The organism is Massilia timonae (genome assembly GCF_001866515.1).
Lineage (GTDB): Bacteria > Pseudomonadota > Gammaproteobacteria > Burkholderiales > Burkholderiaceae_D > Telluria > Telluria timonae.
In genome coordinates, this window is the sequence record NZ_JRYB01000001.1 from 4,720,924 (window position 1) to 4,746,637 (window position 25,714).

The 25,714-nt window shown below is 65.2% G+C and carries 24 protein-coding genes; 4 read left to right on the forward strand and 20 right to left on the reverse strand.

Features of this window, described 5'->3' with window-relative positions:
* Window positions 1-202: 202 nt before the first annotated feature.
* Genes dsbG through LO55_RS20020 form a run of 3 tightly spaced genes read right to left on the reverse strand, consistent with a single transcriptional unit; the run spans window position 203 to window position 3,736 of the window.
* A complete protein-coding gene (dsbG, locus tag LO55_RS20010) occupies window positions 203-1,030 on the reverse strand; it encodes a thiol:disulfide interchange protein DsbG (protein WP_083415448.1) in 828 nt (275 codons plus the stop codon).
* Window positions 1,031-1,055: 25 nt separating this feature from the next.
* Window positions 1,056-2,903 (reverse strand): protein-disulfide reductase DsbD, encoded by a 1,848-nt coding sequence (dsbD, locus tag LO55_RS20015; protein WP_370659613.1) that lies wholly within the window; start codon window positions 2,901-2,903, stop codon window positions 1,056-1,058.
* Window positions 2,904-2,929: 26 nt separating this feature from the next.
* Window positions 2,930-3,736: a TlpA disulfide reductase family protein gene (locus tag LO55_RS20020; protein ID WP_083415450.1), complete on the reverse strand. Its 807-nt coding sequence runs from the start codon at window positions 3,734-3,736 to the stop codon at window positions 2,930-2,932.
* A gap of 203 nt (window positions 3,737-3,939) precedes the next feature.
* On the opposite strand from LO55_RS20020, the gene LO55_RS20025 reads away from it, so the two are divergent.
* The 3 genes from LO55_RS20025 to LO55_RS20035 all read left to right on the forward strand — a co-directional run bounded on the left by LO55_RS20025 (window position 3,940) and on the right by LO55_RS20035 (window position 6,373).
* A complete protein-coding gene (locus tag LO55_RS20025; protein WP_071362830.1) occupies window positions 3,940-4,605 on the forward strand; it encodes a response regulator in 666 nt (221 codons plus the stop codon).
* On the forward strand, window positions 4,602-5,933 hold the full coding sequence (locus tag LO55_RS20030) for a HAMP domain-containing histidine kinase (RefSeq protein ID WP_071362831.1): 1,332 nt from the start codon (window positions 4,602-4,604) through the stop codon (window positions 5,931-5,933). Before LO55_RS20025 ends, LO55_RS20030 begins: the two co-directional genes overlap by 4 nt.
* Window positions 5,934-6,067: 134 nt before the next feature.
* Complete coding sequence (locus LO55_RS20035) at window positions 6,068-6,373, forward strand: hypothetical protein (protein WP_071362832.1); 306 nt, start codon at window positions 6,068-6,070, stop codon at window positions 6,371-6,373.
* A 185-nt stretch (window positions 6,374-6,558) separates the two neighbouring features.
* On the opposite strand, the gene LO55_RS20040 is transcribed toward LO55_RS20035, so the two are convergent.
* Genes LO55_RS20040 through LO55_RS20060 form a run of 5 tightly spaced genes read right to left on the reverse strand, consistent with a single transcriptional unit; the run spans window position 6,559 to window position 13,061 of the window.
* Complete coding sequence (locus LO55_RS20040; RefSeq protein ID WP_071362833.1) at window positions 6,559-8,850, reverse strand: heavy metal translocating P-type ATPase; 2,292 nt, start codon at window positions 8,848-8,850, stop codon at window positions 6,559-6,561.
* The gene (locus LO55_RS20045) at window positions 8,789-9,937 is read right to left on the reverse strand and encodes a c-type cytochrome (protein WP_071362834.1); all 1,149 of its coding nucleotides are present in this window, start codon (window positions 9,935-9,937) and stop codon (window positions 8,789-8,791) included. The genes LO55_RS20040 and LO55_RS20045 overlap by 62 nt, the downstream gene beginning before the upstream one ends.
* Before the next feature lie 24 nt (window positions 9,938-9,961).
* Window positions 9,962-10,822, reverse strand: a complete 861-nt coding sequence (locus LO55_RS20050) for a c-type cytochrome (protein ID WP_071362835.1) — start codon at window positions 10,820-10,822, stop codon at window positions 9,962-9,964.
* Window positions 10,819-11,451: a cbb3-type cytochrome c oxidase subunit II gene (locus LO55_RS20055; RefSeq protein ID WP_071363884.1), complete on the reverse strand. Its 633-nt coding sequence runs from the start codon at window positions 11,449-11,451 to the stop codon at window positions 10,819-10,821. Before LO55_RS20055 ends, LO55_RS20050 begins: the two co-directional genes overlap by 4 nt.
* A gap of 2 nt (window positions 11,452-11,453) precedes the next feature.
* Window positions 11,454-13,061 carry a cbb3-type cytochrome c oxidase subunit I gene (locus tag LO55_RS20060; protein WP_071363885.1) on the reverse strand — a complete coding sequence of 536 codons (1,608 nt, stop codon included), beginning with the start codon at window positions 13,059-13,061 and terminating at the stop codon, window positions 11,454-11,456.
* Between the two features lie 330 nt (window positions 13,062-13,391).
* Between LO55_RS20060 and LO55_RS20065 the strand changes: the two genes are divergently transcribed.
* A complete protein-coding gene (locus LO55_RS20065; protein WP_071362836.1) occupies window positions 13,392-14,591 on the forward strand; it encodes a cation:proton antiporter in 1,200 nt (399 codons plus the stop codon).
* A gap of 156 nt (window positions 14,592-14,747) precedes the next feature.
* On the opposite strand, the gene LO55_RS20070 is transcribed toward LO55_RS20065, so the two are convergent.
* The 12 genes from LO55_RS20070 to soxA form a co-directional block, all read right to left on the reverse strand.
* Window positions 14,748-15,359 (reverse strand): YeeE/YedE thiosulfate transporter family protein, encoded by a 612-nt coding sequence (locus LO55_RS20070; RefSeq protein ID WP_083415452.1) that lies wholly within the window; start codon window positions 15,357-15,359, stop codon window positions 14,748-14,750.
* The gene (locus tag LO55_RS20075; protein WP_071362838.1) at window positions 15,352-15,858 is read right to left on the reverse strand and encodes a YeeE/YedE thiosulfate transporter family protein; all 507 of its coding nucleotides are present in this window, start codon (window positions 15,856-15,858) and stop codon (window positions 15,352-15,354) included. The genes LO55_RS20070 and LO55_RS20075 overlap by 8 nt, the downstream gene beginning before the upstream one ends.
* 18 nt (window positions 15,859-15,876) lie before the next feature.
* Entirely contained in the window at window positions 15,877-17,256 is a 1,380-nt protein-coding gene (locus tag LO55_RS20080; protein WP_071362839.1) for an MBL fold metallo-hydrolase, read from the reverse strand.
* Window positions 17,257-17,474: 218 nt separating this feature from the next.
* Window positions 17,475-19,208, reverse strand: a complete 1,734-nt coding sequence (locus LO55_RS20085) for a bifunctional metallophosphatase/5'-nucleotidase (RefSeq protein ID WP_083415453.1) — start codon at window positions 19,206-19,208, stop codon at window positions 17,475-17,477.
* Between the two features lie 170 nt (window positions 19,209-19,378).
* Window positions 19,379-19,804: a DsrE family protein gene (locus tag LO55_RS20090; protein WP_071362841.1), complete on the reverse strand. Its 426-nt coding sequence runs from the start codon at window positions 19,802-19,804 to the stop codon at window positions 19,379-19,381.
* 27 nt (window positions 19,805-19,831) lie between these two features.
* The gene (locus LO55_RS20095) at window positions 19,832-20,830 is read right to left on the reverse strand and encodes an MBL fold metallo-hydrolase (RefSeq protein WP_083415454.1); all 999 of its coding nucleotides are present in this window, start codon (window positions 20,828-20,830) and stop codon (window positions 19,832-19,834) included.
* Window positions 20,831-20,873: 43 nt separating this feature from the next.
* The gene (locus LO55_RS20100; RefSeq protein WP_071362842.1) at window positions 20,874-21,380 is read right to left on the reverse strand and encodes a GlcG/HbpS family heme-binding protein; all 507 of its coding nucleotides are present in this window, start codon (window positions 21,378-21,380) and stop codon (window positions 20,874-20,876) included.
* On the reverse strand, window positions 21,377-21,877 hold the full coding sequence (locus tag LO55_RS20105; RefSeq protein ID WP_071362843.1) for a thioredoxin fold domain-containing protein: 501 nt from the start codon (window positions 21,875-21,877) through the stop codon (window positions 21,377-21,379). Before LO55_RS20105 ends, LO55_RS20100 begins: the two co-directional genes overlap by 4 nt.
* A 10-nt stretch (window positions 21,878-21,887) precedes the next feature.
* A complete protein-coding gene (locus LO55_RS20110) occupies window positions 21,888-22,490 on the reverse strand; it encodes a rhodanese-like domain-containing protein (RefSeq protein WP_229410195.1) in 603 nt (200 codons plus the stop codon).
* A gap of 10 nt (window positions 22,491-22,500) precedes the next feature.
* Window positions 22,501-24,213: a thiosulfohydrolase SoxB gene (gene soxB / locus LO55_RS20115; RefSeq protein WP_177185605.1), complete on the reverse strand. Its 1,713-nt coding sequence runs from the start codon at window positions 24,211-24,213 to the stop codon at window positions 22,501-22,503.
* A 60-nt stretch (window positions 24,214-24,273) separates the two neighbouring features.
* Window positions 24,274-24,894, reverse strand: a complete 621-nt coding sequence (gene soxX, locus LO55_RS20120; RefSeq protein WP_071362845.1) for a sulfur oxidation c-type cytochrome SoxX — start codon at window positions 24,892-24,894, stop codon at window positions 24,274-24,276.
* Between the two features lie 9 nt (window positions 24,895-24,903).
* Entirely contained in the window at window positions 24,904-25,701 is a 798-nt protein-coding gene (gene soxA / locus LO55_RS20125) for a sulfur oxidation c-type cytochrome SoxA (protein WP_229410259.1), read from the reverse strand.
* Between the last annotated feature and the right edge of the window lie 13 nt (window positions 25,702-25,714).

The window sequence follows — 25,714 nt, forward strand, 5'->3', positions numbered from 1 at the left end:
TTCATTTTTTGTGGAATGATGCTGCCCTACAACAAGCCTTTGTCAACACCAGACGAACGCCGACAGGCTGCATCCCCTGGAGGAACAGGCAAAACCGGTCGACGAGCGAGCTGTCATGCACACACTTACGCGGGGGGAATCAGCTTATGACGAATCCTCTGCTTGAGTAGGAAGGACATGCTTGTTCAACCGCTGCGGCCGCTTACTTGAATTTGGCCAGCGCCGGGTCGGTCACTGCTTGCTCCGGCAGCCCGGTGATGGACGGCAGCTCCGACAGACGTGGCATCCCGCTCTTCACCTGGACCTTGCCCTGCTTGTCACGCCAGACCACGCCAGGGGTACCGGCAATGCCGAAGCCATCCATCAGCTCTCCGTTGCGGCGGATCGACGCCGCCACCGACGGATGCGACTGCTCGGTCTTGCCGGCATCCGGCTTCCACGGCTTGCCGTGGTTTTCCTCCATGCGCCGGAAGGCTGCGGTTTTGTCAGGTGCTGCCAGTACTTCGATCGCTTTCGGCATGCTGGTCGGACCAAGCGTCGCGACCGGGATCCAGCGCACCTGCAGCCCGGCCGCTTCGTATGGCTGCACTGCCCGCCACATGAAATGGCAATATGGGCAATTCGGGTCGACGAAGGCGTAGATGACGCTCTTCGGATGTTTGATGCTGCCCTCGGCGATGAAGGCCGATTTCTCCAGCTGCGCGAACGCGGCTGAAAAATCCGGTTTGGGGATGTACATGTCTTCATGCTGGGCCGACAGGTTCTGTCCGCGCTCGTCGATCAGCGCTCCCGCTACCAGGGTCTTCCCGTCCGCCGTGGTGTACACCAGCGAATAGCGGGCTCCCTGGGACAACACCCAGCCCGTGAGCCCGGAGCCCGCCGGAAATTGCTTCACTACCTTGACGCCGGCGTCCACGGCGCGCTCGAGCGCCGGCGGGGTCTGCTGGGCGGCAAGGGCCCCCGTGTTGAGGAATGCTACTGCGAGAGCGGCCATTACCGTGGCTGGAAGTGCGAGTTTGTATGCCTGCATGTTGACTCCAATGGGGATGTGTTATTCAAGGCTGGGAGGCCGCTTGCGCGGCCTCGGCCTTGCGCAGCGAAGCGAGGAAGGCATCGGCGTTCTCGTAGCCGATGACCCGGGTGTTGCCGAGCTCGCGGCCGTCGGCACCGAAGAAGATGATTCCCGGCGGCCCGAACAGGCCGAAGCGTTTGAGCAGGGCCTGATCGGCCGCATTGTTGGCGGTGACGTCGGCCTGGAGCAGCAGCATCTGCCCGAAACGCGCTTGCACCCGGGGGTCGGAGAAGGTGAAACGTTCCATTTCCTTGCACGACACGCACCAGTCCGCGTAGAAGTCCAGCATGACGGTCTTGCCGGGGCTGCCTGCAAGGATGGCATCGAGCTCTTCGATCGAGCGTATGCGCTGGAACGGTGTCTCTGCATGCGCCTCGGCCGTAGCGAACGGCGCCAGGGGATCGCTGCCGCCGGCGGCCAGCCCGGCCAGTTGCGTCAGGCCGAGCACACCAGCGACCAGCCCTGCCGCTACCGCGAACGGACGGCGCGGACGCGGCAACAGCAACGACGCGGCATAGCCGGCGCCCAGCAGGCCCCAGCCCAGCATCAGGGCCCGGGACGGCAGGACCGGCGCGGCGATCCACAAGGCGCTGCCCAGCATCAGCACGCCAAAGAAGCGCTTGACGCCGGCCATCCAGGCACCGGCGCGCGGCAGCAGCGTGCCCGCCGAGGCCCCGACCAGCAGCAGCGGCACGCTCATGCCGACGGCCATGGCGAACAGCGCGCTGCCGCCGATAAATGCATCCCTGGTCTGGCTGATGTACACCAGCGCGCCCGCGAGCGGCGCAGCGACGCAGGGCCCGACGATCAGCGCCGAGATGGCCCCCATGGTGAATACTCCCGCATGGGTGCCTGCACCCTGGCGGTTGGACGCCCCCGCAAGGCGCGACTGGATCGCGGCGGGCATCTGCAGCTCGAACACGCCGAACATCGGCAAGGCCAGCACGACCATCAGCAGGGCGAACCCGCCCAGCACCCAGGCATTCTGCAGTGCCGCCGCCAGGCCTTCGCCCGCCAGGCCCGCCGCCACGCCCACCGCGGTGTAGACGATCGCCATGCCGAGCGAATACGACACCGACAGTGCCAGGCCCCGCGAGCGCGACGCGGAACCCTTGTCGCCGACGATGATCGAGGAAAGGATCGGCAACATCGGCAGCACGCAGGGCGTGAACGACAGGCCAAGGCCCAACAGCAGGAACATCGGGACGATGACTGCCAGCTGGCGGCTGCTCAATGCACGTTCGATGCGTCCGATGTCGTTGTCGTTCGATAGCGTGCCCTCCGGCGCGCCAACCGCCGGCTGAGGGCCTGCCTGCGCCGCAGCAGCGCTCGGGTTCGCCCCCGAGCCGCCGGCAGCGGCCAGGACCGCAGTCGATGCCATCGGCGGGTAGCACAAGCCCTTGTCGGAGCAGCCCTGCGAGGTGGTCTTCAATGTGAAGCTTCCGTTCCCGTCCACGGGAACGCGAACCTTGACGATGCCTCGGTAGGTTTCCATCTCCTTCTGGAAAGTCTCGTCGAAATGCTTCTCGCCGGTCGGAAAGACAGGCTGTCCAAGCCAGGTCTGCCCGGCTTCGAAGGCGAAGCGTTCGCGGTACATGTAATAGCCCGGTGCGATGTCGAAGCGTACTTCGGCGGTTCGTCCGTCGAGCATGCGGGCGCTGAAGCGGAACGCCTGCTCGGGTGGCAGGAAATCGTCGTCGGCGGCCGCCGCGCCGCCGGAGGCTGCAAGCAGCACCGCCGCAAGAAGGGCCGGCAGCAGCGCACGCAACCACCGGCGCAATCCGGATACCGTCTGTGAAAAGAAGACCATACGTTCTCTCCTGTTGTTCATGGATGTCGCGGTCGCGGGTTTGCGGCTCAGCGTTTGCTGCGCAACGCGGCCAGGTGTTCAGCAAGCGTGGCGCTCGAAACCTCGCCCATCCGCTTGTCGACGAGAATTCCGTTCGCGTCGAAGAACAGCGTGGTCGGCAAGCCCGGGGCCCCCGCTGCCTTGGCGAGCGCCCCGCCGGGGTCGCGCACCACGTTCCGCAACGGCAGGCCCTCGGCCTTCAGATAGGCCCGCACCGTGGCGCTGTCCTCGCCCTGGTTGACGAACACGAAGTTCAGGTCGCTGGCTTCCCGCTGCGCCTTGCCGAGGGCAGGCATCTCACGCCTGCAAGGCGGGCACCAGCTGGCCCACAGGTTGACGACCATCGGCTTGCCGGCAAAGGCGGTCAAGGGAACAGCGCGTCCATCAAGGTCCACGACCGTTACGTCCGGTACGGCCTGGCGCTCGGTGGCCATGCGCACCAGCCCGTTCCCGGCGATCCAGATGAACAGGCCGGCCCAGACAGCGCTGACGATCGCGGCGCGCTGCTCGGCCCTGCGCCATGCCAGGAGGGCGCCGATGATGACGGCTGCCGTGAACCCCGCCACAGGCGCCAGCCCGCCGTCGCGCAGGTCCGGCAGCCGCCATGGTTCTTCCGCATACATGGGCCAGTAGCGGGCGACAAAGACGATGCGCGCCACCAGCAGCGCCCCGGCGATGATCAGCCAGAGCGAGCCTTCGGCCCTCACGCCGCGCGCGGCCGCGACCCGGTTGCCGATCGCGGAACCGAGGATGATCGTCGCGAAAATGACCAGCAGTTGCGCAGGCAGGGCGAGCGGGCCGAGTGTGACAGTCATGATGGTGTGCTTTCCTGTGGCTGGCGCCGGCCCGAGGGGCCGGTCCGACGCCTGGCGAATACAGCCATCCTATTTGCTGCCGATTAGCACCACGTTAACGAATCGCGCGAATCGCCGAGGCGCCGCTTCGCCACATCCGTTAATCGCGGCATAACCATGTAGCGCTAAGATGGAGGTCCCTTCATTCATTACCCGGATTAGCCATGCGTGTACTCGTCATCGAAGACGACGAACTGGTCGCCAGTGGCATCCTTGCCGGCTTGCGCCTGTCGGGAATCGGGGCCGACCACGTCGCCAATGCCTCGCAAGCGGAAATCGCCGTGCAAACCGGCCGCTTCGACGTCCTCCTCCTCGATCTCGGCCTGCCGGATACGGACGGGCTCACGCTGCTCAAGCGCTGGCGCGGCGCAGGCAAGGACTGGCCGGTGCTGGTCCTGACTGCGCGCGACGACGTCCAGGACAAGGTGGCCGGCCTGCGCAGCGGCGCCGACGACTACCTGGTGAAGCCCTTCGAACTCGAGGAACTGGTCGCACGGCTGCATGCCCTGCAACGGCGCAGTGCCGGCCGTAGCGTCGACCGCATCGAGCACGGCCCCCTGGCCTTCGATCCGGCCACCCAGGTGGTGACGCTCGATGGCACTCCGGTCGAGCTGTCGCGGCGCGAGCTGGCCCTGCTCCAGGCCTTGCTCAACAGCGGACAGCGCATCCTCAGTACCGACCAGGTCAAGGACAGCCTGTATGGGCTCGGCGATGGCGTCGAAAGCAATGCCCTGAACGTCCATATCCACCACCTGCGCCGCAAACTCGGGCCGAACATCGTCGAGACCGTGCGCGGCCTTGGCTACCGGCTTGGCAAGGCAGGAACGTGAAGACCTTGCGCCTGCGCCTGCTGGTCACCATCGGCGCCTCGTTCGCGCTGTTCTGGACCCTGTCCTCGGTCTGGACGCTGGTCGACCTGCGCGACGAGTTCCGCGACGCACTCGATGAGCGGCTTGCTGCATCGGCACGCATGGTCGCCGCGCTGATCGCCGACTCGCCCCATCTTTCGGTGCAGCCGGGCTCGCGCGGAGCCAGCCCCATCCCCTACCTGGTCCGAACCGACAACGTGGCCTGCGAGATCCGGCTGCTGCGGGGCGGCATCGTGGGCCGCACCGAGAACAGCCCGGAGCGCCTCGGCCTCGCGTCGCCCGGCTACCGGACCCGCGTCATCGATGGCGTTACCTGGCGCAGCTACACCATCGAGCACAACGGGATGCGCATCACCACGGCCGACAAGGTGGAGCGCCGCCAGCAATTGTTCCGCAATATCGCCTTCGCCACCTTCGTGCCTTTCCTGGTCGCCATGGCCGCGACCCTGGTCGCGCTCTGGTTCGCCGTACGTCATGGGCTGCGCCCGCTCGAACGGATCCGCGTCGCGCTCGAAGCGCGCGAGCCCGGGGCGCTCCACCCGCTGCCCGCGCAGGACCTGCCGCACGAGCTCAGCCCGCTGGTAACGACCGTCAATGGACTGCTGGCCAGGATCGAAAGCACCATCGAGCGCGAACGGCGCTTCACCGGCGACGCCGCGCACGAATTGCGAACCCCGCTCACCGCAGTGAAAACCCATCTCCAGGTTGCCCGGATGAGTGGCGACGGACCGGACACGGCGGTCGCACTCCACCAGGCCGAACGCGGGGTGGGCCGCCTGCAGGGCATCATCAACCAGCTCCTGATGCTGGCGCGCGTCGAGGGCTCGGTGTCATTCGACGACGACGAGCGCCTGCAGGCCGCCGCAATCGCGGAGCAGGTCCTCATGCAACTTCCGGCCCAGCAGGCAGCCAGGGTGTGCGTTCGCGCCGAAGGCGGCGAGGCCCGCATCCTACGGATACCTGCATCCCTGGCCGTGACGGCGCTGCGCAACATCCTCGACAACGCCTTGCGTTATGGCGACGCCGAGGCGATTGTCGTACTACGAATCGTGCAGCGTGGGGGGATGGCTGGCTATACGGTGGAAGACCAGGGCAGCGGCATGAGCGACGCGGAAATTGGCAGGGCCGGACAGCGCTTCTGGCGCAAGGGCGGCGGCCAGGGCAGCGGCCTGGGCCTTTCGATCGTCAAGGCGATCGTGGCGCGCTACGACGGGAGCTGGAAGCTCGAACGCCGCGATGGCGGAGGGCTGGTTGCGCACCTGGCCTTTCCGGCCGAGCAAAACCCTTGAAAGCCGCAACCTGGTCGGCTTTCCTGACGCGCGCCTGCAGTTCACCTGTTGTCATAGATTAGCAGGTACGTATGCAGTCTGGAGCGCCGGGTCACAGGATCCGGTTCTTTATCATTGACACGAAAGGAAACGACATGAACAAAATCTCGACAATATTGGCCGTGGTACTCATTGGCGCAGGCGCGCCGGCCCTGGCCATGGACGACATGAAAAAGGGCATGAAGATGGATATGAAGATGATGGACACGAACGGTGACGGCGCCATATCAAAAGACGAGTTCATGAAACATCATGAGATGATGTACGACAAGATGAAGAAAAATCAGAATGGAACAGTCGACCTGAAAGACATGTCGATGATGGGGCACCACAATATGAACATGATGGGCAAGGAAAAGTCGAAGGACGGCGCCAAGCCGATGGAGGGGATGTCGAAATAACAGCGATGTCCTTCGCTGGAACCGGCGAATAAGTGGTCGCATACGCCCCCGGGCGGGTGGCGTATCGCAGGCCACGAGAGCGCGCAAACCCTGGTCAGTTCTCCATGCTATCCCGATCGGATGGGCTTACGGTCGGGCTGCATGGCTCCGCTCGCTGCAGCCGGTGCGCACGAAAGCTCCTGCGTTTATGGGCCGCGTCGGGCACGCGGCGCATCTGTTCCCGACAGCAGCCGTCCCGAATTCAGCAGCACGCTCAGACTGCTGGCCAGCATGGCACAAGCAGCGGCGACCGGGGTGACCATGCCGCTCGAGGCGAGCCCCAGCACGGCGACGTTATACACCATGGAAAATGCCAGGTTCTGGCGTACCACCCGCATGGTTCGCCGTGCATGGCGCCACGCCACCGCAACCTGCTCCACGCCGCCGCTCGCGATGACAATTCCCGCCGTTGCCACCGCAGAAGGCGTGGCGCCCTGCACCGCGACCCCGCAGTCTGCAGCAGCCAGAGCGAGCGCGTCGTTGACGCCGTCGCCGACGAACACCACGGGGCCATCTGCCTTCTCGAGCACCTTCACCTTATCCTCCGGCAGACAATGTGCATGGACAAGGGCTGATTCAAGGCCGACGGCTTCGGCGACCGGGGCCGCGGCGGCAGCACTGTCACCCGTCACCAGGCGGATGCGTATACCGGCGTCGGCGAAACTGGCCAGCGCGCTGGCAGCGTCCGCCCGTATACGGTCTCGCAAGAGGATGGCGCCGATCCAGGTGCCGTTACGCGCGACTTCGACCCTGGTGCAGCCCCGCTGCACGCCTGCCGGCACGATCACGCCCTGCCCCTCGATGAAGGCGGCGCTGCCCACCATTACTGTCTCGTGCCCGTCCTTGCTGCGCCAGGTGCAGCCGCGCGGATGGCGCAGCGCCCGTCCCTCCCCGCCGCTGCCAGTGCCTGAGGCGTCGGCCGCCGTGCGGATTGCGCGCGCCACCGGATGCGCAATGTCCGCTTCTACGCGCGCCGCCAGCGCCAGCACCTCGGACGACGCGGCATGGGGCGAACCCAGCACTTCCTCCACCTCCAGCATGCCCTCGGTCAGCGTGCCGGTCTTGTCGAACAGGATTTCCCGCGCCCCTGCCAGTGCCTCGAGCGAAGCGGGATCGCGCAGCAGGATGCCCTGGCGTGCGCCGCTGGCGGTCGACGCGGCATACGCCAGCGGTAGCGCCAGCCCGACAGCACAGGGACAGGCGGCGACCAGCACCGACAGGGCGCGCAGCGCCGCCTGTACCGGTTCGACGCCCGCGCCCAAGCCCAGTGCGAAAGTGCCCCCCGCCAGTACCAGCGCGCCCGGCACCAGCCAGCGCGCGAAGCGTTCCGCCTGCATCGCGGCGACGCTCTTCGTACCAAGCAACTCGAGCATGCGCACGCCGATCCGGTCGATGAAGCGCTGGCCCCAGGCTTGGTCGACGCGCAGCACCAGGCGCGACGACAGGTTGACGGAGGCGGCAACGATGCTGTCGCCGGGCGCTACGGGCATGGGAGCGGACTCGCCGTTGACGATCGCCGCATCCACTTCGCCCTCGCCTTCGACGACCGTACCGTCGACCGCCACGCGCTCGCCGGCATGGACCAGCACCATGTCGCCGGGACAGACCCGGTCGGCGGCGACATCCACCGGGACCCCATTGACGCCGAGCCGCCGCACCGTCTCCGGTACCGCCTGGCGCAAGGCGTTCACCGCCACCGAGTTGCGGCGCCGTGCCTGCAGTTCGATCAGGCGACCGCACAAGAGGAAGCCCACCAGCATCGTCGCGGTGTCCGCATACACGTCGGCGCTGCCGCGTAGCAGCGACCATGCCGAGAGAAGGCAGGACGCCAGGACGCCCGTCGACACCAGCGCATCCATGCCGGGTACGCCGGCGCGCAGGGTGCGCCAGCCGGCCCGATAGAAGGCCAGGGCCGACCAGGTCACGACCGGCAGCGCGGCCAGGCACGAGGCGAGCGCGATCCACCATCCGGCCTGCGAGGCCGCGAGTCCGGCATCGAAATACAGCGCCACCGAGCCAAGCATGCTCCACATCCCGAAGAAGACGGCCACCGCCAGCCGCATCCAGACGGCGCGCGCCTGTGAGTCGATTTGCCGTTCCATCTCCTGGGACTCGACCAGCGGGACAATACCGTAGCCAAGCCGTTCGACCCGGGCAAACAGTTCGTCGAGGTCGATCCGGTCCGGGTCCCAGCGCACCAGCGCCGAGCCGCCGGCAAAGCTGGTGCTGGCCGCGGTCACGCCGGGAGAACGCGCAATCGTGCGCTCGACGGCCAGTGCACAGCTGGCGCACCACATGCCCTCGATGCTGACGACCATGCGGCCGGCGCGGCGCAGCGCATCGCGGTCGATGCCGGCGAAGGCAAGTCTCAACGCTTCAGCCCTTGGTTGCGGCGACGATGGTGGCGCGGGCGACGCCGACGCCAAGGATCTTGCCATTCACTTCCTTGCCGTAGTAGCTCTTTTCCTTGTTGTGGAAACGTACTCGCGCCTCTTCGATCGTCCCGGTCTGACGTGGATCCTTCGGCCTCTCATGGCTGTTAATGTAGGCAGCGGCATCCCAGGCATCCTGGTCGGACAGGCTGTACGGCTTACCGAGCGGCATGTTGGCCTTGATGAAGCCCGCCGCGGTGTCGATGCGCGCCATGCCGGCCCCCCAGTTGTAGGCTTCCGGTCCCCACAGCGGCGGGAAGCGCAGCTTGCCGCTCTCGTCCTTGCGGCCCTGGCCGTCGACGCCGTGGCACAGCGCGCAATTCTGCGCGTAGACCTTGGCGCCGCGCGCATGGTCGTAGCCCTGCGGCGTTTCCTTGACCTTGATGTAGCCCCCTCCGCGCATCTGCTCGCCGGTTGGCGCGCCGTCGGCAAGCCAGTACATGTAGATCATCAGGTCCTTGTAGATGTCGTCGCCCGGCGGCGGCGCCTTGCCGGCCTCGGAGGCCTGCGCGTTCATCGAATAGTTGAAGCAACCATTGATGCGCTCTTCCAGCGTGTTGACCTTGTTGTTCTTGGCGCGGTATTTCGGGTACTGCACATAGGCGGCCCACATCGGCGCCGAATTCTCGCGCCGTCCCGCGTCGAGGTGACACTGGGCGCAGGCCATGCTGTTGCCGACATAGCGCTGGGCATACTGCGGCGTGTGGATGAAGATATCGCGGCCGCGCCGGATCGCGTCACCCTCCGGACCGTCCGGCATTTCGGATTCGAGCGGCGGTACGAAGTAGCCGTCCGGACCCGTCGGCTGCAGTGGTGCGGCCACCTTGCCTTCCTTGTCCTTCTTGCGCTCGGCGCGTGCGGCGAGCATTTCCTGGCGCGCTTTCGCCTCGGCTGCCTCGCGCGTCAGCGCCGGCGCCGGCGTATCGGGGGTAAATCCGGCCATCGTCTGGAATCGCTGCCAGGCGCCGGTCTGGACCACCAGGGCCCCGAAGGCGAACAGTACCAGGCCGCCTCCGGCCGCCGCAGCCATGCGGCGGGCCGTGCTGCCCAGGGTATACGGTGATTTGGTCGTGGTTTTCTTCGCGTCGTTCATATCGTGTTCAAGAGCGCATTGCCATCACAGCGGTGGGGTGGAAGTGGCACCGGCCCGGGCCGGCATGGCCGGTGCCGGCATTGAGCCGAGGTAGTCGGACACGGCGCGCATGTCGTCCGGATTCATGCGCCGGGCAACATCGTCCATCAGCTTCTGCGGCGAGTTCTTGCGTTCGCCCGCGTGCCAGGCGGCCAGCTGCGCGAAGATGTAGTCGGGTTGCTGGCCCGCCAGCGCCGGGAAGCCGGGCGCGACGCCCTCTCCGTTCATGCCATGGCAGGAGAAGCAGGCCGGTACGTTGGATTTCCAGTCGCCCTTCTCGGCAATCAGCTTGCCGCGTTCCAGGTTGCCGCCCAGGCTGGGCGCCAATGTGGCACGCAGTTCGATGCCGGCATAGTAGCGCGCCAGCTTCGCGATGTCCTCGTTGCTCAGGGCGCGCGCCACGAAAGCCATCGATTCATTGTGGCGCAGGCCGGAGCGGAAGTCTTCCAGCTGCTTGGCCAGATAGGCGGCCGGCTGGCCGGCCAGGCGCGGCGTGCTGAGGCCGCCCTCCCCGGCCGTCCCGTGGCAGGACGCGCAGCTCCAGGCCTGGCCCGTGCCGGCGGAAACCGCCTGCAGGGTTGCCGGGTCGGCGTCGGCCAGGCCGCGCACGTGGCGTGGCGCCGCCGCTGCCATGGCTACGGCGGCCGTCCTGGCGCTCTGCTGGTTCTGCTGCTGCCCACGGCGTTGCGCCTGGTACTCCGACACGTAGGTGAGCAGGCCCCAGAACGCCAGCGCGAACACCAGCGCGACCACGAACAGGGGAATCGGACGCGTCCGCTCCCACGGATCGAAGGCTTCGTCGACCTGCGCTGCTGCCGGGTTCTTGGCCGGATCGTTCTTGTTCATCGCTGTTCTCCCTTCGACAATGCATAGCCTTCGTCACGGACGGCCTGGCCCGCCGGCGCTGCCGGATAAGTGCGCTTGAGTCCCTGAAGGTATGCCGCCAGGTCGAGCGCTTCCTGGCGCGCCACCACCACCTCCCCCTGCGGCTGGTATTCCGGCGGCAGCTTGACGACGACGTCGCCCGGCGCCGCCTGCTTCTTGCGCTCGAACAGGTAAGGATAGGCCGGCATGATGCTCCAGCCGAAGATCGCGCGCGGCTGGTACAGGTGGGTCAGGTGCCAGTCACGGCTCGGCAGGCGCGCTCCTACATTGAGCAGGTCGGGGCCGGTGCGCATGGTGCCGAGCTGGTGCGGACGGTCAAAGGCAAAATCGGCCGACGTTGGGGCGCGGCCCCAGCCTTTCGACAGGTCGGCCAGGGTCTGGCCGGCCGCGCGCGGCTGCTGACTGTGGCAATAGACGCAGCCCTGGTTGATGTACTGCTGGCGCCCGGCCAGCTGCTGCGGCGTATAGTCCGCCAGTCCCGGCGCAGGGGCCTGGTCGCGGATCTGCGCGCCCGGGATCACCACCAGCATCAGGGTCGCGAATGCAAGGATGGCAATGGCGCCGACGAAAATCGGAATGAGGCGGTTCATGATCATGCTCCGGCAGTGGCGGTTGCTGGCGCCTGGCCCGCAATGGCCGTGCGCTGGGTGCCCTTGCCCATCAGGAGGGCGGCGATATGGAAGGCGAACACGAGATGACCCAGGGTCATCAGGGTCCCCCCGAGCGAGCGTGCCTGCAGATAGGGCATCGTGCCGCGGGTGACAGCTTCGAACGAGCGACCCGGTTCGAGCAGGCCCATGCCCTGCAGCCAGCCGCCGATCGACACGGCGAAGAAATACACCGAGAAGCCGCCGACCACCAGCCAGAAGTGCAGCTTGAGCAGACGCGGCCAAGGCCAATCGCGCCCGGTCAGGTAAGGCAGCATGTAGTAGAACGCCCCGAACAACACCATGCTGGTGAAGCCGTAAGCGCCCAGGTGGGCGTGGCCGACCGTATAGTGCGTGAAGTGGGTGATCGAGTTCACCGGGCGCAAGGCTTGCAACGATCCCTGGAACGAGGACAGCGTATACATCAGCGCGCCCAGCGCCACGAAGCGCAGCGCCACCGACTGCTTCAACGCCCACGCATTGCGGGCCACCGTAGTGTGCTGATTGATCGCCACGGCGATCACCGGGATGAACATCATGACGCTATGGACGATCGACAGCGTTACCAGCCAGGTCGGCACCGGGGCGCCGATCAGATGGTGGATGCCGACCTGGCTGTAGAACAGCGCCAGGCCCCAGAAGCCGAGCAGCGACAGGCTGTACGAATACACCGGCTGGCCGACGATCTTCGGAATCAGGTAATAGGCCGTCCCCACGCCGAGCGGGGTCAGCCACAGGCCGAGCACGTTGTGCGCGAACCACCAGTTGACCGTGGCCTGCTGGACGCCGGCGTGCAGGCCCGGCAGGTTGGCGATGAAGTACAGGACCGGGAACCATACCAGGCCGCCCAGGAAGTACCAGCCCGACACGTAGATATGGTGCGACTTGCGGTGGCGCGCCGTCATCACCAGCGGAAAGGCCAGGCAGGCGCCGCCGACGGCGAGCAGCAGCCCGATCTGCCAGGGGATTTCCAGCCATTCGACGCCCTGGGTGTAGCCGAGGGCGATGGCGGTGACACCCATGGCAACGCCGATGGTCCAGAGCATGGCGCCGAACATCGCAACACGTGGGTAACGCAGTGGTGTATGGAAGATGCGCGGCACGATCCACAGCGCCGAGGCGATGCCGGCCACCGACAACCAGCCGTAGGCAACCAGGTTCAGGTGCATGGTACGCATGCGGCCGAAGGTCAGCGGCGCGTGCTCCACCAGCCAGTCCGGCAGGTGCAGCTTGAGCGAGGCGATCACGCCGAAGACCGAGCCCAGCACCAGCCAGAACGCCGCCACGGCCGCCATCAGTAGCACGGTGCGGCGTCCGGCGATGTCGATGCGCTCGCGGATCACGTCGAAGCGGTGGGCGTGCGAGCCCTCCGGCGCGCGGCCGAAGGCGGTGGTGTCGTCGGGAGCGCCGGTCTCGCCCGGCTCGAAGATCGTGGAGGCATCGCCTTGCGACAGCGCGAACTGGCGGCGGGCGATGGCCCAGATCAGGAAGCCGAGCGCGGCAAGCGATGCGGTAAAGCTCAGCGCGAGCAGTAATCCGATAGTGATGGGCATGAAATTGAAATGCGTGGTGGGCTGCGCCAGTGACGGCACAGACAAGTTCATCGGGTTTGCACAGAGGGAGCGCTGCGGAAACGGCGAGGCCTCCCTATGTTGACCAGAGCCGATATTTAGTATGAGCAATTTTCTGTAGCGGATAGCAATGCTATGCACTACGGATTAAGGCAGGATTAAGGAAGTTGCTGGCTGTGGCTTAATTGATGGGTCTGAGGTGATCGCAAAAAACGAGGCAATATTTTCTTGCCAGGATTTGAACAAGCACACCATACTCGCGTCTCGCGTACTGAACCGACTACATCAACAAGAAACGACATAGACGCAGCAATGGGCACGACTGAAATCTTCCTGATCGCCATGGCGATCATTGTGAGCATTCCCTACCTGATCTGGCGTTTGGGCGACACGGACTATTACGCCCCGCTGGTCGTAGTGCAGATCATCACCGGCATCCTGCTCGGACCTGGCATTCTGGGCAGTGTCTTCCCCGAATACTATGGCTTCGTATTCAATTCCGATGTGATCCAGTCGCTCAATGGAATTGCATGGTGGGCCGTGATGATCTTCGTGATGATCGCCGGCATTGAACTCGACCTGAAAGCCGCCTGGGCACATCGCCGCGAGAGCCTGATCACTGCGTCGCTCGCATTGGCAACCCCGCTGCTGTTTGGCGGTATCGCCGCGCTCGGCATGCTGGGCTACGCCGGCTGGATCGGTCCGAAGGCCGAGGGCTGGCAGTTCGTGCTGGGCGTCGGCATGGCATGCGCCGTCACCGCCCTGCCAATCCTGATTTTGCTGATGGAAAAACTGGAGATCCTGCGCCAGCCGATCGGGCAACGCATCCTGCGTTATGCAAGCCTGGACGATATCGCAATCTGGGGCGTGCTGGCGATGATTCTGCTGGAATGGGACCGCGTCGGACGTCAGCTCGGATTCCTGGCTGTGTTCGCCCTTGCCACCGTGTTGTTCCGTAGACTGATGGTGAGATTACAAGAGCGCGACCGCTGGTACGTCAGCCTGATCTGGCTGACGGCCTGCTCCTTCTCCGCCGACTGGGCCGGTCTGCACTACATGGTTGGCGCCTTCCTGGCCGGTGCGGTAATGGACGCGCATTGGTTCGACCAGAAGCAAATGGATTTGATGCGTCATCACGTGCTGCTGGCCATCATGCCGGTGTTCTTCCTGTCCACCGGCTTGCGCACCAACTGGGCGATGGGCGGACCGGCGGTATTCCTCGTCGCCGCAGTGTTACTGCTCGCCTCGGTGAGCGGCAAGTTGGCCGGCACCCACATCGCCGGGAAAATCCTCGGGTGGGGTCAAGGCGAAGCGTCCATCATCGGCTGGCTGCTGCAGACCAAGGCACTGATCATGATCATCTTCGTTAACATCCTGCTGGACAAGGGCATCATTACCAGCGAAACCTTCACCGCCCTGTTGCTGATGGCCGTTGGCAGTACCATGCTCACCGTGCCCGTGGTCTACCCCAAGTTGCGGCGCGTCGCCGCTTTGGTGTTCAAGACAGGTTAAAAATCCGCACGAAGCTGCCAGATACCGTCCAAGCACAATCCTCGTTTGCATCCAGGAAGCACGACCTGCCAATCGCACGCGATGCCAGGCCCATGGCCCGGGGTATCACTGCAACGGCGGATGGCCGCGTTCATCCTCGATCACGAGGTTTTCGAATCAAGGAAAATAAAGGTACAGCAGCCACAGCGCCACACCCAGCAAGGGTGCGAACACGATCAGGAATGGGGTCGTACGCACCCCAATCAGATCAGGGAGCTGGATGCAGCCGCGGTCACCCCAGGCCAGCACGTTCGTGCTGAGTTTTTTTGACAGTTCGGCAAACAGGTAGCTGCCCGCCAGGAGTCCGGCGATTCCGGCGACGGCGTCCAGATTCCCCTGTCCCAAGGCTGCAGCCCCGGTTCCCGGGCAATACCCGATCAAGGCAAACCCGGCTCCGAAGACCAGGCCGCCGATGACATTGGCCGCATACTTCGTGGGTTTGAGCTGTAGCTTTACCAGCCCGAGAGCGTGCATGGCGAAAATGCCGATCATCCCGACAAGAATAGCCGCCAGCATGATTTTCATGACCGTGAAATCGGTGAGCAGAAGCGCGCCCAGTAGAACGTCGTACTTGGCAACGCCGCCTTTCTGCAACAGGAAACCGAAGATAATCCCGAAAAGGAGGCCCAATGCGAGCTGCTTGGGCGAATCACTTTTCTCCGCCCCGCTGTCCGTGCTTTCACGGGGCGTGGCGCCGTTGGGACCGGCTTTTGCAGATTTGCTATCCATACATCACCTGCGCGACCAGGGTCCCGCCCGCGAAGAAGCAAGCCAGCGCAATCCACGACCCGACCGACAATTGCAGTGCGCCGCTGATCCCATGGCCGCTCGTGCACCCGCCTGCAAGCCGCGCCCCGAACGCCATGATCACTCCGCCAAGGAAAGCGACCGACAGACGCAGCGCTACCGAATTTCCGAAATGCGCCTCCCACAGCGGCGGGATCACGCTGGCATTGAATTCGCCACCGGACATGGCGGCGAAGAAGGCCCCGAGGACGATGCCGAAAGCGAGCATGACTTCCCACTCGACTTTGGGAACCTTGTCCTGATAGAACGCCAGTGAATCGGTGTGTTTCCTGGAGACCAGGTAGCCCAGCATGCCTGCCATGCGTGCGAACGCGGTCGACACGCCCAGCGGTTTGCTGGAAAAGTAAAACGTCGCCATCGAGAGGACGCCGATAAGGGCGCCAACAAGGTAGGGATTCCATGCACCGCCAGCCGTGTTCATGTCCGTCTCCTCCGCACCTTAGTCGACCTGGTTCCTGTTCAATGGCAGCCCGAGCTTGTCCCATGCCGTGATGCCGCCCAGCATGTTATAGACGTTCGTATACCCGTTACGCCGAAGAATACTGACCGCAAGCCCGGAGCGGTGTCCCACGCTGCAGTGGGCGACGATCCGGCGATCCTTGGGAATCGCGGGCAGGTTTTCTTCGAGATGGCCTACGAAGGTATGGTATGCGCCCGGTATGTGTTTCTCTTTCCACTCCATGTCGTCGCGCACGTCCAGGATAGTCAGGTCGCCGTCCTTATTCCAGAGTGCAGCCTCGCTGGCACTCGTCGTGCCCAATGCTTCGATAGGCAAGCCCGCTTCGCGCCATGCCTCGACCCCGTTCACGAGCACTCCCTCGACGCGGTCGATGCCGATGCGTGCAAGCTGTGCGATTGCCACAGGCGCCTTGGCGGGCTGCTCCACGATCAGGAAAACTGGTGTCTGTTCGTCTGCGAGCCAGCCGCCGAAGGTGGACAGACCCTCCAGCCAGACGTTGTACGAGCCCTGGATGTGTGCGCCTGCGAAGGCATCGGGCGAGCGGGTGTCGATCACTATCCCTCCCCTGGCGCGTTCCTCGAACGCCTTCGGCAACAACACGCGATCGTCGGGAGACGCGGGTACGGGCCGTCCGGCCTCCAGGTTGACCACTTCCATGTGCGAGAAATACGGAGGCCGCGGCAGATGCTCACCGGCCTTCTGCGCCATGAACTCCGCACGGGTTTTCATGAATACAGGATTGGTCGCGCGTTCGATGCCCAGTGTCGACTCGTCGCGCTCGGAGATGTTGCCCCCGCAGGCAGATCCCGCCCCGTGTGCCGGCAGCAGGATCGCCTGGTCGCCGAGCGGCGCCAGTTTCTGGTGTATCGAATCGTAGAGCAGGCCCGCGTTCTCTGCGGTTTTTTCCGGGTCCGACAGGTCAGTCCTTCCGGTATCGCCCACGAACAGGGCATCTCCGGTGAACACGCCCCAGCACTGGTCGCCGGCGTCAGCGGGATACACCGCATAGGACATGCTCTCGGGCGTGTGTCCCGGGGTGGCGAGTGCGACGAAGCGGGTCGTCCCCACCGTAAATTCTTCTCCATCCCCGACCTGCACATCGACGCGGCCGAACAGGGGATGCTTGCCCGCCAATATCCTGGCGCCGGTGAGTTCCGCCAGGCTCGCGGAGCCGAACTCGAAATCCTCCTGGCGATGCGTTTCGATGCAATACGCAATGCTCAAATCGTTGTCGCGTGCCAGCTGCAGGTACTCTGCCACGTCCCTCCGGGGATCGACGACCACTGCAAGCCCGTTACCGCATCCGAGTACATAGGCGTTGTGGCCCAGTCCTTGCGTTTTTACCCGTTGAAAAAACATGGTTCCGTTCCTTTCGTCGAGAGTCAGTCATGCCTGACGGACGACTGCGATTGCCGTCGTCACTATCGCACAGAGTGCGGCCAAGCCGCGCACGTGTTGGGGCCATCGTTTTCCCCGTGGCCTTGCCTGAGTGTCGCGACCCGGGATTAACTGCACGTTAACGTGCGGGACGTGAAATGGCTATGCCCGCAGGGACTATCTTGGGAGCCCTTTGCTGCTTACCGGGCGACAGTGCCCAGCGGCTGAACCTCGACGATGCCGTGGTCTCCGGCCGGAAGCGGCTTGACCAGACGGATGCGGTCCAGCTGAAGGCCGCCCTTCGTCACGCGCTGGTGCGGCAGGGAGTCCAGATACATCTTCACAACGTCGGTGCCGTCGAGCGGCGCGCCCGTCTCGTCCTTCACCACCACGACGCCTTTGGCCGGCAGCCGGTTGATGAGGGCCGGAATCTTTTCGTACCAGAGCCCGGCCACGGTATAGGTCGCATCCATGCGCATCGGCTCGCCATTGATGCGCATATTGCTGACGCGCGAACCCTGCGGCGCCTGCGGGTCGAAGTCCGCCGTCAGCCCGCTGACGCCCGCGGTCCAGCCATTGATCCATTCACCGGGCCGGGCCTGCGTGTTCTGGGGATTGCCCTCGAGTGCCTTCTTGATCTGCATGCCGGTCAGCTCGCCGCGTGCGATCTGGGCTCCCACCGGCAGGAAGTGGTACAGATCCTCGAGCTTGATCGGCCCGGGCGCCACCGCCGTGCCATAGCGAAAGCCCGTGATCATGCCAAGCTGCGCCCTGCCCTGGCGCCGGAAGGCATCGGTCAGGAAGTCGTGCGAGGAACCCTCGATCACCGCCGGCATGCGCTCGTTGCTGAAGTTGCTGCGGTGCAGCGGCACTTCCGTCTGTCCGACCACGGTATCGATCGGGTAGCGCAGCGATGCGCCGCTGAAAGGGTTGGCAATGGCGCCCGGCCTGAACGCCGGACCGCTGACCAGCGGCGCCCGTACCTGCGCGACCATGGCGGCGACCCGCTTGTCTTCAGCCAACCGCTCCGTGATCCTGTGCGACACGTAGCGCTTGTCGGCGACCACGCCCTTGTTCACCCGCACCCTCAGCTCGCCCACCACCTGGCCGTCCATGCCCTGTTCCACGATCAGGGTGCCATTGCGGGAGACCACGGGCCTGGGCGTGATTTCATGCTTGTCCGATGACAGGATCACGTCCACCCCGGGAATGGCATCAGCCAGCGTCAGGTTGCCATGCAGCCCGAGTTCGGAAATCACCACGACCAGGTCGACATCCTGCGCACGCACTTGCTTCACATACTTCGCATACTCTTCCTTGCCGTCCGTGAAACGCAGGCCTGCCGTGACCTTCTGGTCGCCCGCCTGCGGGCCGCGGTCCGATGTAAAGCCGATGATGCCAACCCGCAGCCCGCCGACCTGCTTGATGAGGTAGGGAGGCGCCACGCTCTGTCCATTCTTTGCTTCCAGGCCGGGGTAGTTGTCGTAGTACAGGTTCGCGATCACGGGGTTCCAGCGCGCTTTCGCCTGGGGACCCGTGAAGTACGACAGGAATCTGCCTGCCCCGTACACGTAATCCCAGTTGCCGGGCGCATAGGCGTCGAAATGGAAGGCGTTGAGCACCTCGATCATCGCTTCCCCCTTGGTGAACAGTGCCTCGGCCCCGCCGTGCAGGGTATCGCCCGTGTTCACCAGCAAGGTCTTTCCGGGATGGGCGCGGCGGATCCGTTCGACCAGCGTGTAGATGCGCGCAACGCCACCTTCCGTTCTTCCCGCCGCGTCGCTGCGCACGCTGGCATGCGGCACGAGGTGGCCATGCAGGTCGCCCATGTGAATCAGGGTTACCTCGCCCGTACGGTCCGAGGCGCTCGCCTGCGCTCCCATGCCGAAGACCAGGCCGGCGAAGGCAAACATCGCTGCTTTATGCAATTTCATTCGAAGCTCCTTGAGTGGGACTGCCCCGCGCAAGGTTCAATGAGGACCTGCGCTGGAGCGTTTCCCAATCGTAGGAGACCGCGATTAAGGCAGCGTTACCGGCCGTAAGGACATGCCGACAACGTAGTCCTGCCACCAAGCAGCGCCCGCTACCAGGGAGGCGCCGGATTTCATGGCTTGATGTAGGCGTACCCTTCCTGCGACTGCAGGCGCGCAAGCTCCGCGACACCGGACGGCACCACGGTCGCTTCCGGCATCACCCGCTTGCGATCGATCTTGCGCCCTTCCAGGGTGTTATTGCATACCCGGAACTGTACCTTGCGGTTCGAGAGTTCCTGGACCACGGCGTCGTAGGGATTGCCGTTCTTGTCCTTGGCGTCCTCGAGCAGGAAGTCGATCCCGGCGCCGTGCGTGACCACGACGATGCTGGCGTTCGGACTGGCGTTCAGGTGGTTACGGATGTTCCCGAGCGCCTGCATGGCATTGCTCGCGTCGCTGATGTGGTACACGACTTTCTCGGGCCGCCCGGCGGCGGAGGCGGCGCTCGCGGCAAGGCTCAGGAACAGTACGACGGCGATTGCACGAAACAGTTTCATATGGTCTCCTTTGAATGGTAAGCGGCCTTACTTCTGCTGCAGGCTTTCCCGCTCCATGAGCAGGAAGGTCCCGTAGGCGTTGATCCGGTTGGCCTGCGCGAACGCAGGATAGCGCGCGTACGCACTCCAGTCGACCTTGGCATAGGCTTCGTCGAAGGTCGCCAGTTCCGCGACCGCTTCGCCCATTACCTTGCGCAGGAAGACCAGGTAGGAGCGGGTCAGCGCGAGATCCCTGCCAGGGTCGCGCGACACATCGCCGTGGCCGGGCACTACGACGGCCGGGGCCAGCACCAGCATGCGATCGAGCGCGCCGAGCCACACGCGGCTGTCGGCATCGCCGACGAAGGGCAGCCGGCCGGTGAAGAACAGGTCGCCGGCGAACAGCAGGCGGTCTTCCTCCACAAGCAGCATGATGTCGTCCGGCGCATGGGCGCCACTCGTGTCGATCACCTGGAAGTGCAGTCCGCCCATCTCGAACGCGATCGGCTTGCCTCCCGGGAAAGCGAGCCAGCGGTCCGCCGGCAGCAGGCGCGTGCGGCCGTCGACCCATGGCTTGAGGGATTCCTTGCGCTGCGCCAGGCGCAGTGCCGCGGTATCCGAGGCCAGGTAGGCGCGGCCCTGCTCGTGCGCCCAGATCTCGGCGCCCGCCGCCTTGAATGCCTGCAGGCCGTAGAAATGGTCGGCGTGGTAGTGGCTGACGATCACGCGGCGGATCGGCTGCTTCGTCACGCTGCGGATGGCCCGCACCATCGCCTCGCCAAGTGCGGGCGTGCCGAGCGCGTCGAAAACCACCACGCCGTCTCTGGTAACCACGAAGCCGGCGTTCGACATGAAGCCTGCGTTGGCGTCGTCGGCCATGCCGGAGTGTCCCCTGAACATGTAGGCGTGTGTACTGATCTTGATGGGCTGCAGCACCGGGAGCGGCGCCGCGGTGGCGCCAGTTGCCAGCCAGGACGCGATGGACAGCACCAGCAGCGCGCGCCATGCCATGTGCAGGAATGCCGCAGTGGTTTGAATCGATTGCATGCTCGGGTCCTATTGCGCATGATGGCGCATGTCAGAAAACGGGTCAGAAATTCAGGTCCTCGGCCACCGCAGCGATGCCCGCGCGTGCGCAGGCATCGTCGGCGCCGCCGCCGGGTGCACCGGAAATGCCGATCGCGCCCAGCAATGCGCCATTCGCCTCGATCGGAATCCCGCCGCCGACTGCCAGCGCCCGCCGGATGTGCCGGATCCCGCTCGCTTCGCCCCCCTCCCTGGTGGCCAGTGCCAGGGCCGTGGTAGCCATCCTGAAACTGGCGGCAGTCCATGCCTTGTCGGTGGCCGCTTCCACGGTATGGCTCCCCGCGAGGCGGTCACGCAGCAGTACCTGGACCTGGCCGCCGCGGTCAGCCACCGCCACCGCCACCTGGTATCCGGCCTGGCGGCATGCGGCCAGCGCGGCCTGGGCGGCCCGCAGGGCCAGCTCGGGACTCATCAAGGTGACGGTGTAGGTGGCAGGCGCCGGCGCCTGCGCCGCCACGGGGCCGGCGTTCAGCGCCAGCAGCAGCGCGCCGCCAAGGATCCGCAGTCTCATTTGCTTCTCCTGCTGTCGGATTCGGCCAGCGCGCGGCGCGCGCCGGCCAAGGCTTCGTCAAGATAGGCACCGTACATGCCGGCGACGTCCCCGCCCTCCAGCACCGGCGCCAGCAGTTTGCCGCGGCCGTCGACGACGGCCACGCTGGGCGCCACCCGGATGCCGTAGCGTGCCGCCAGCGCCTTGCCGCTGCTGGCCTTCCCGTCGAAATCCTGCAGAGGTATGGTCGACGCCAGGCCGGCTTCGCGCACGATGGGACGCCGCCCCGGTTCTCCTTCGCGCGCCAAGGGCAGGAGATAGTTACGGCGCACCGTTTCGCAATAGCTGCATTCGGGCAGAGAGAACAGTATCACGACGGGTACGCGGCGCCGGGCGGCATCGCGGCCGTCCGCGGCAAGATCATCCGCCGCCGGCAAGGCCGTGTGCTGCGCCACCGCGCCACTACTGGCCGCGCAGGCTGCAAGCAGCGCCAGGTGCAGGACGGCGCGCAGGGGCATCCCTGCACGTTCAATAGGACGGAAAATAGGCACGCGCCTTGCCCAAGTCGTAGGACCACGGCAGGCCGGCGTTCTTCCAGCCGTTCAGGATGCGCTGTCCCTGTTTCTCGCCCGACGCCACGGCATCGCCTTCGAAGCCGTCGACGACCGTGTACACGGATGTGTAGCCCAGTTGGCTCAGCAGGTTCGCCGCACGCGCGCTGCGATCGCCCGAGCGGCAGATCAGGAGCACCGGCGTATCCTTGCCGAGTCCGGCCGCCTGCAGGCGGCGCGCCAGTTCCGGGCCGAAGTCGCTGTTGACATCGAGCCGGAATCGGTTCGCCTTGTCGTCCCAGGGGGCATCCTCCGGGTGTTCGACATAGGGAATATTGGCATCCACCACGGTCGGCAGGCCGACGTAGGCGACTTCGTAGCGGGTCCGCACGTCGACGAAATAGGCGCGCGCGCCAAGTTCGCGCTTCATCGCGTACGCTTCGCGGGCATCGAGGTAGCGCCCTGCCGTGGTCTGCTTGTTCTTGGGCACCGCACCCGCCTCGACCGCCCAGGCATGCGCGCAGGCCAACACCGCCAGCGCGGCCGCCAGTGCCCTTCCCTTCCCGATTATCATCGTCATCGTCGTCTCCTCAGGCCATGACGCCTGGATTGCCCTGCACGCCGATCAGGCGTGGCGTGTTCAGCTTACGCGGCTTGACGACTTTCTCGGAACGCAGCCACTGCGCCACCACGTCCCATACCGGCTCGCCGGAAGCGCCTTCCGCCACCGGCGCCCAGCCGGCCACCTTGTAGGTCTTCCCCGCCTCGAGCAGCTTGCCGCCCAGGCGCATGTCGCTGATGCGCGCGCCCATCGGCGCCGTGGGATCGATCGCGTAGGTCATGCCGCCCACCCGCACCATGTCGCCGCCCTGCTGGTAGTAGGGATCGGGATTGAACAGGTTGTCGGCCACGTCTTCCAGCACGGTCTTGATGGTCGCGCCCGTCATCGCGGTGAGCGTGGAATGCGAGTACGTCGTGGCAGTCTGGTCCATCAGGTGTTCCATCAGGATCGGACTGTCCGGCAGCAGCGTCGTGCCCCAGCGGAAGCCTGGCGAGAAAGCCAGGTCCGCGCCCTTGACCGCCATCAGCGCGTCGACGATGAGCTGGTCGAAGGTGCCGTTGAAATTGCCACGCCGGTAGAGCGTGCCTTCGGTAACGGCCAGCTTTTCGTTCAGGCGGGCCTCGTAGGGCTTGCGGATCTTCGCCACCAGGGCGGCCATGTCGCGGTCGGCCGGCAGGAAATTGGAAAACACCGGCAGCAGGCGGTACTGGAATGCCTGCACCTTGCCGCCGCGTACATCGAAGTCGAGCACACCCAGGAACTTGCCGTTGCTGCCGGCGTTGGTCACCAGGGTCTTGCCGCCGCCGTTGCTGACGATGACAGGCGCCGGAATGCCGTCATGTGTATGGCCGCCCATGATCGCGTCGATCCCGCGCACGCGTGACGCCATCTTCAGGTCGACGTCCATGCCGTTGTGGGACAGCACCACCACCGCTTTCGCCCCCTTGGCGCGGGCCTCGTCCACCATCTTCTGCATGTTCTCTTCCTGGATGCCGAAGCTCCAGTCGGGAACCAGGTGGCGCGGGTTGGCGATCGGCGTGTACGGGAAAGCCTGCCCGATGATGGCCACCGGCACGCCGTTCATTTCCTTGATCACGTAGGGCGGGAACACCGGATCGCCGAAGTCGTTCGTCTTGACGTTCTGAGCCACGAAATCAACCTTGCCCTTGAAGTCCTTGCCGACGATTTCCTGCACCCGCTTGTCGCCCAGCGTCATTTCCCAGTGCGCCGTCATGACGTCCACGCCCAGCAGCAAGCCGGCATCGACCATGTCCTGCCCCTTGGTCCAGAGCGCCGTGCCCGACCCCTGCCAGGTGTCGCCGCCGTCGAGCAGCAGCGCACCCGGGCGCTCCGCCTTCATCTTCTTGACCAGGGTGGCCAGGTGGGCGAAACCGCCGACCTTGCCGTAGGTTCGCGCAGCCCGCTCGAAGTCGAGTGCCGTGAACGCATGTGCCTGCGGCGTGTGCGGCGCCACCCCGCTTGCCTTGAGCAGGGCCTCGCCGACCAGGTGCGGCATGCGTCCTGCGGCTTCCCCGAGGCCGATATTGACGCTCGGCTCGCGAAAATAGACCGGCATCAGCTGCGCATGACAGTCGGTAAAATGCAGGAAGTGGACGTTGCCGAAGCGCGGCAGGTCGTAGAGGGCGGCCGGCGACGGCGCCGCCAGGGCGCCGCGGGAGCCGAGCAGCATGCCGCCAGCGGCGGCAATCCCGAGCAGTTGCGCGAATTCGCGCCGATTCATACCCATGCTAAGTCCTTGGTACTGTTAGCCGGCGGGTAGCCTTGCTCCCGCCGCAGTGGTTCACTGGTTGACAGGCGACGCCGGATCGAGCAGCAGTGCCATCACATCCTTGATCTGGGCTTCTGTCAGGATGCCGCTATGGCCGAAACGCGGCATGTTGGAACAGGCTGTATAAGCCTGGGCGTTATAGATTTTTCCCCATGTGTACTTGAGCATCTCGTCGCTGCTGCCGCGGATCTTGCCATAGTTGTAGAGGCTCGGCCCGATGTTGCCGAACGAGATCTCCTGCTTCGAGATCTGGTGGCATGCGTAGCAGTTGCCGCCATTGATGCCGCCGACTGCATCGGACGACTGCATGCCGCGCCCGTTCTGGGCGATCTTCTCGCCCTCCTTCCAGTCGCCCAGGTACTTACCGTCGGCGGGCTGGCGGATGTTCTTCATCTGTGTGGCTTCGATCCGGGCCGCGACTTCGGCCGGGCGCTCCTGCGGATACTGGCTGCAGAGCTGCTGGGCTTCATCCTGGCTGGTGACCCGCTCCAGCGTCGCCGGCCCCTTCGAACGGAAGTCCTGCTTCAGCAAGGCGAGCGCGGCCTGCCGGTAATCGGGCTCGGCAGCGACGGTTGCGCAGCCGGCGGCAGCGGCTCCCAGCACGACGATCAGCGTTGTTTTCAGTGTTGTCATGCTGGCCTCCTATCGTTTCAGTGCGGGACCGGCGTACACGCCGCCGTTCGCGTTTGTCGCAAGGAACATGGTGATCGCGGTGATCGCCTCGGATGCGTACATCGGCTCGGGGAAACGCTGCTGCCGGAAACAGTCGTTCAGGCGGTGCTGCATGGTGCGCACCTCCCCTTGCGAGACGCGATAGGCAGGCCAGGTCGTGTAGGCTGCCTGTGCATTCGCCTTCTCCAGGATGTTCGGCAGCTCCTGCAGGCGGATGCGCTGGCCCGAGGTCGAGTGGCAGGTGGCGCAGGCGAAGTCATGTGCGCCGCCGCGATAGAAGAACAGCTGCTTGCCCGTCTCGTACGCCAGCTTTTCCTTCGGATGCCGGGTCGACACTGCCATCGTGACGCCCCGCGACTCGGCCGTGATGTACGCAACGAGCGCTTCGATATCCGACTGCTTGCCGGTCGAGCCAAAGGGCGTCTTCATGGCCTCGTCCCTGCTGAGTCCTTGCAGGGTCATCCGGCAATGCAGCAGGCGTTGTTCGAGATCCATGACCTTGTCGACGTCCCTGAAGTAGCGCGGCAGTTCGGCGTAGGCGCCCTTGAGTACGCCTGGCCCCTTGCCGAAGTCGCATCGCTCCAGCGATACATTCTTCGGGCCCGTTTTCTTCTTCCACAATTCTTCACCGCGCATTTCCCACAGCTCGGCGGGATTGCCGTCGGCCAGCATCTGGCGGTATTTGGCGATCTCGTCGGTTGCCGACGATTGCGCCAGCGCCGTGGCGCATAGCGCCAGCAGCGACGCTGCGACGAAACCGGAACGCATTCTGGTCATGGCT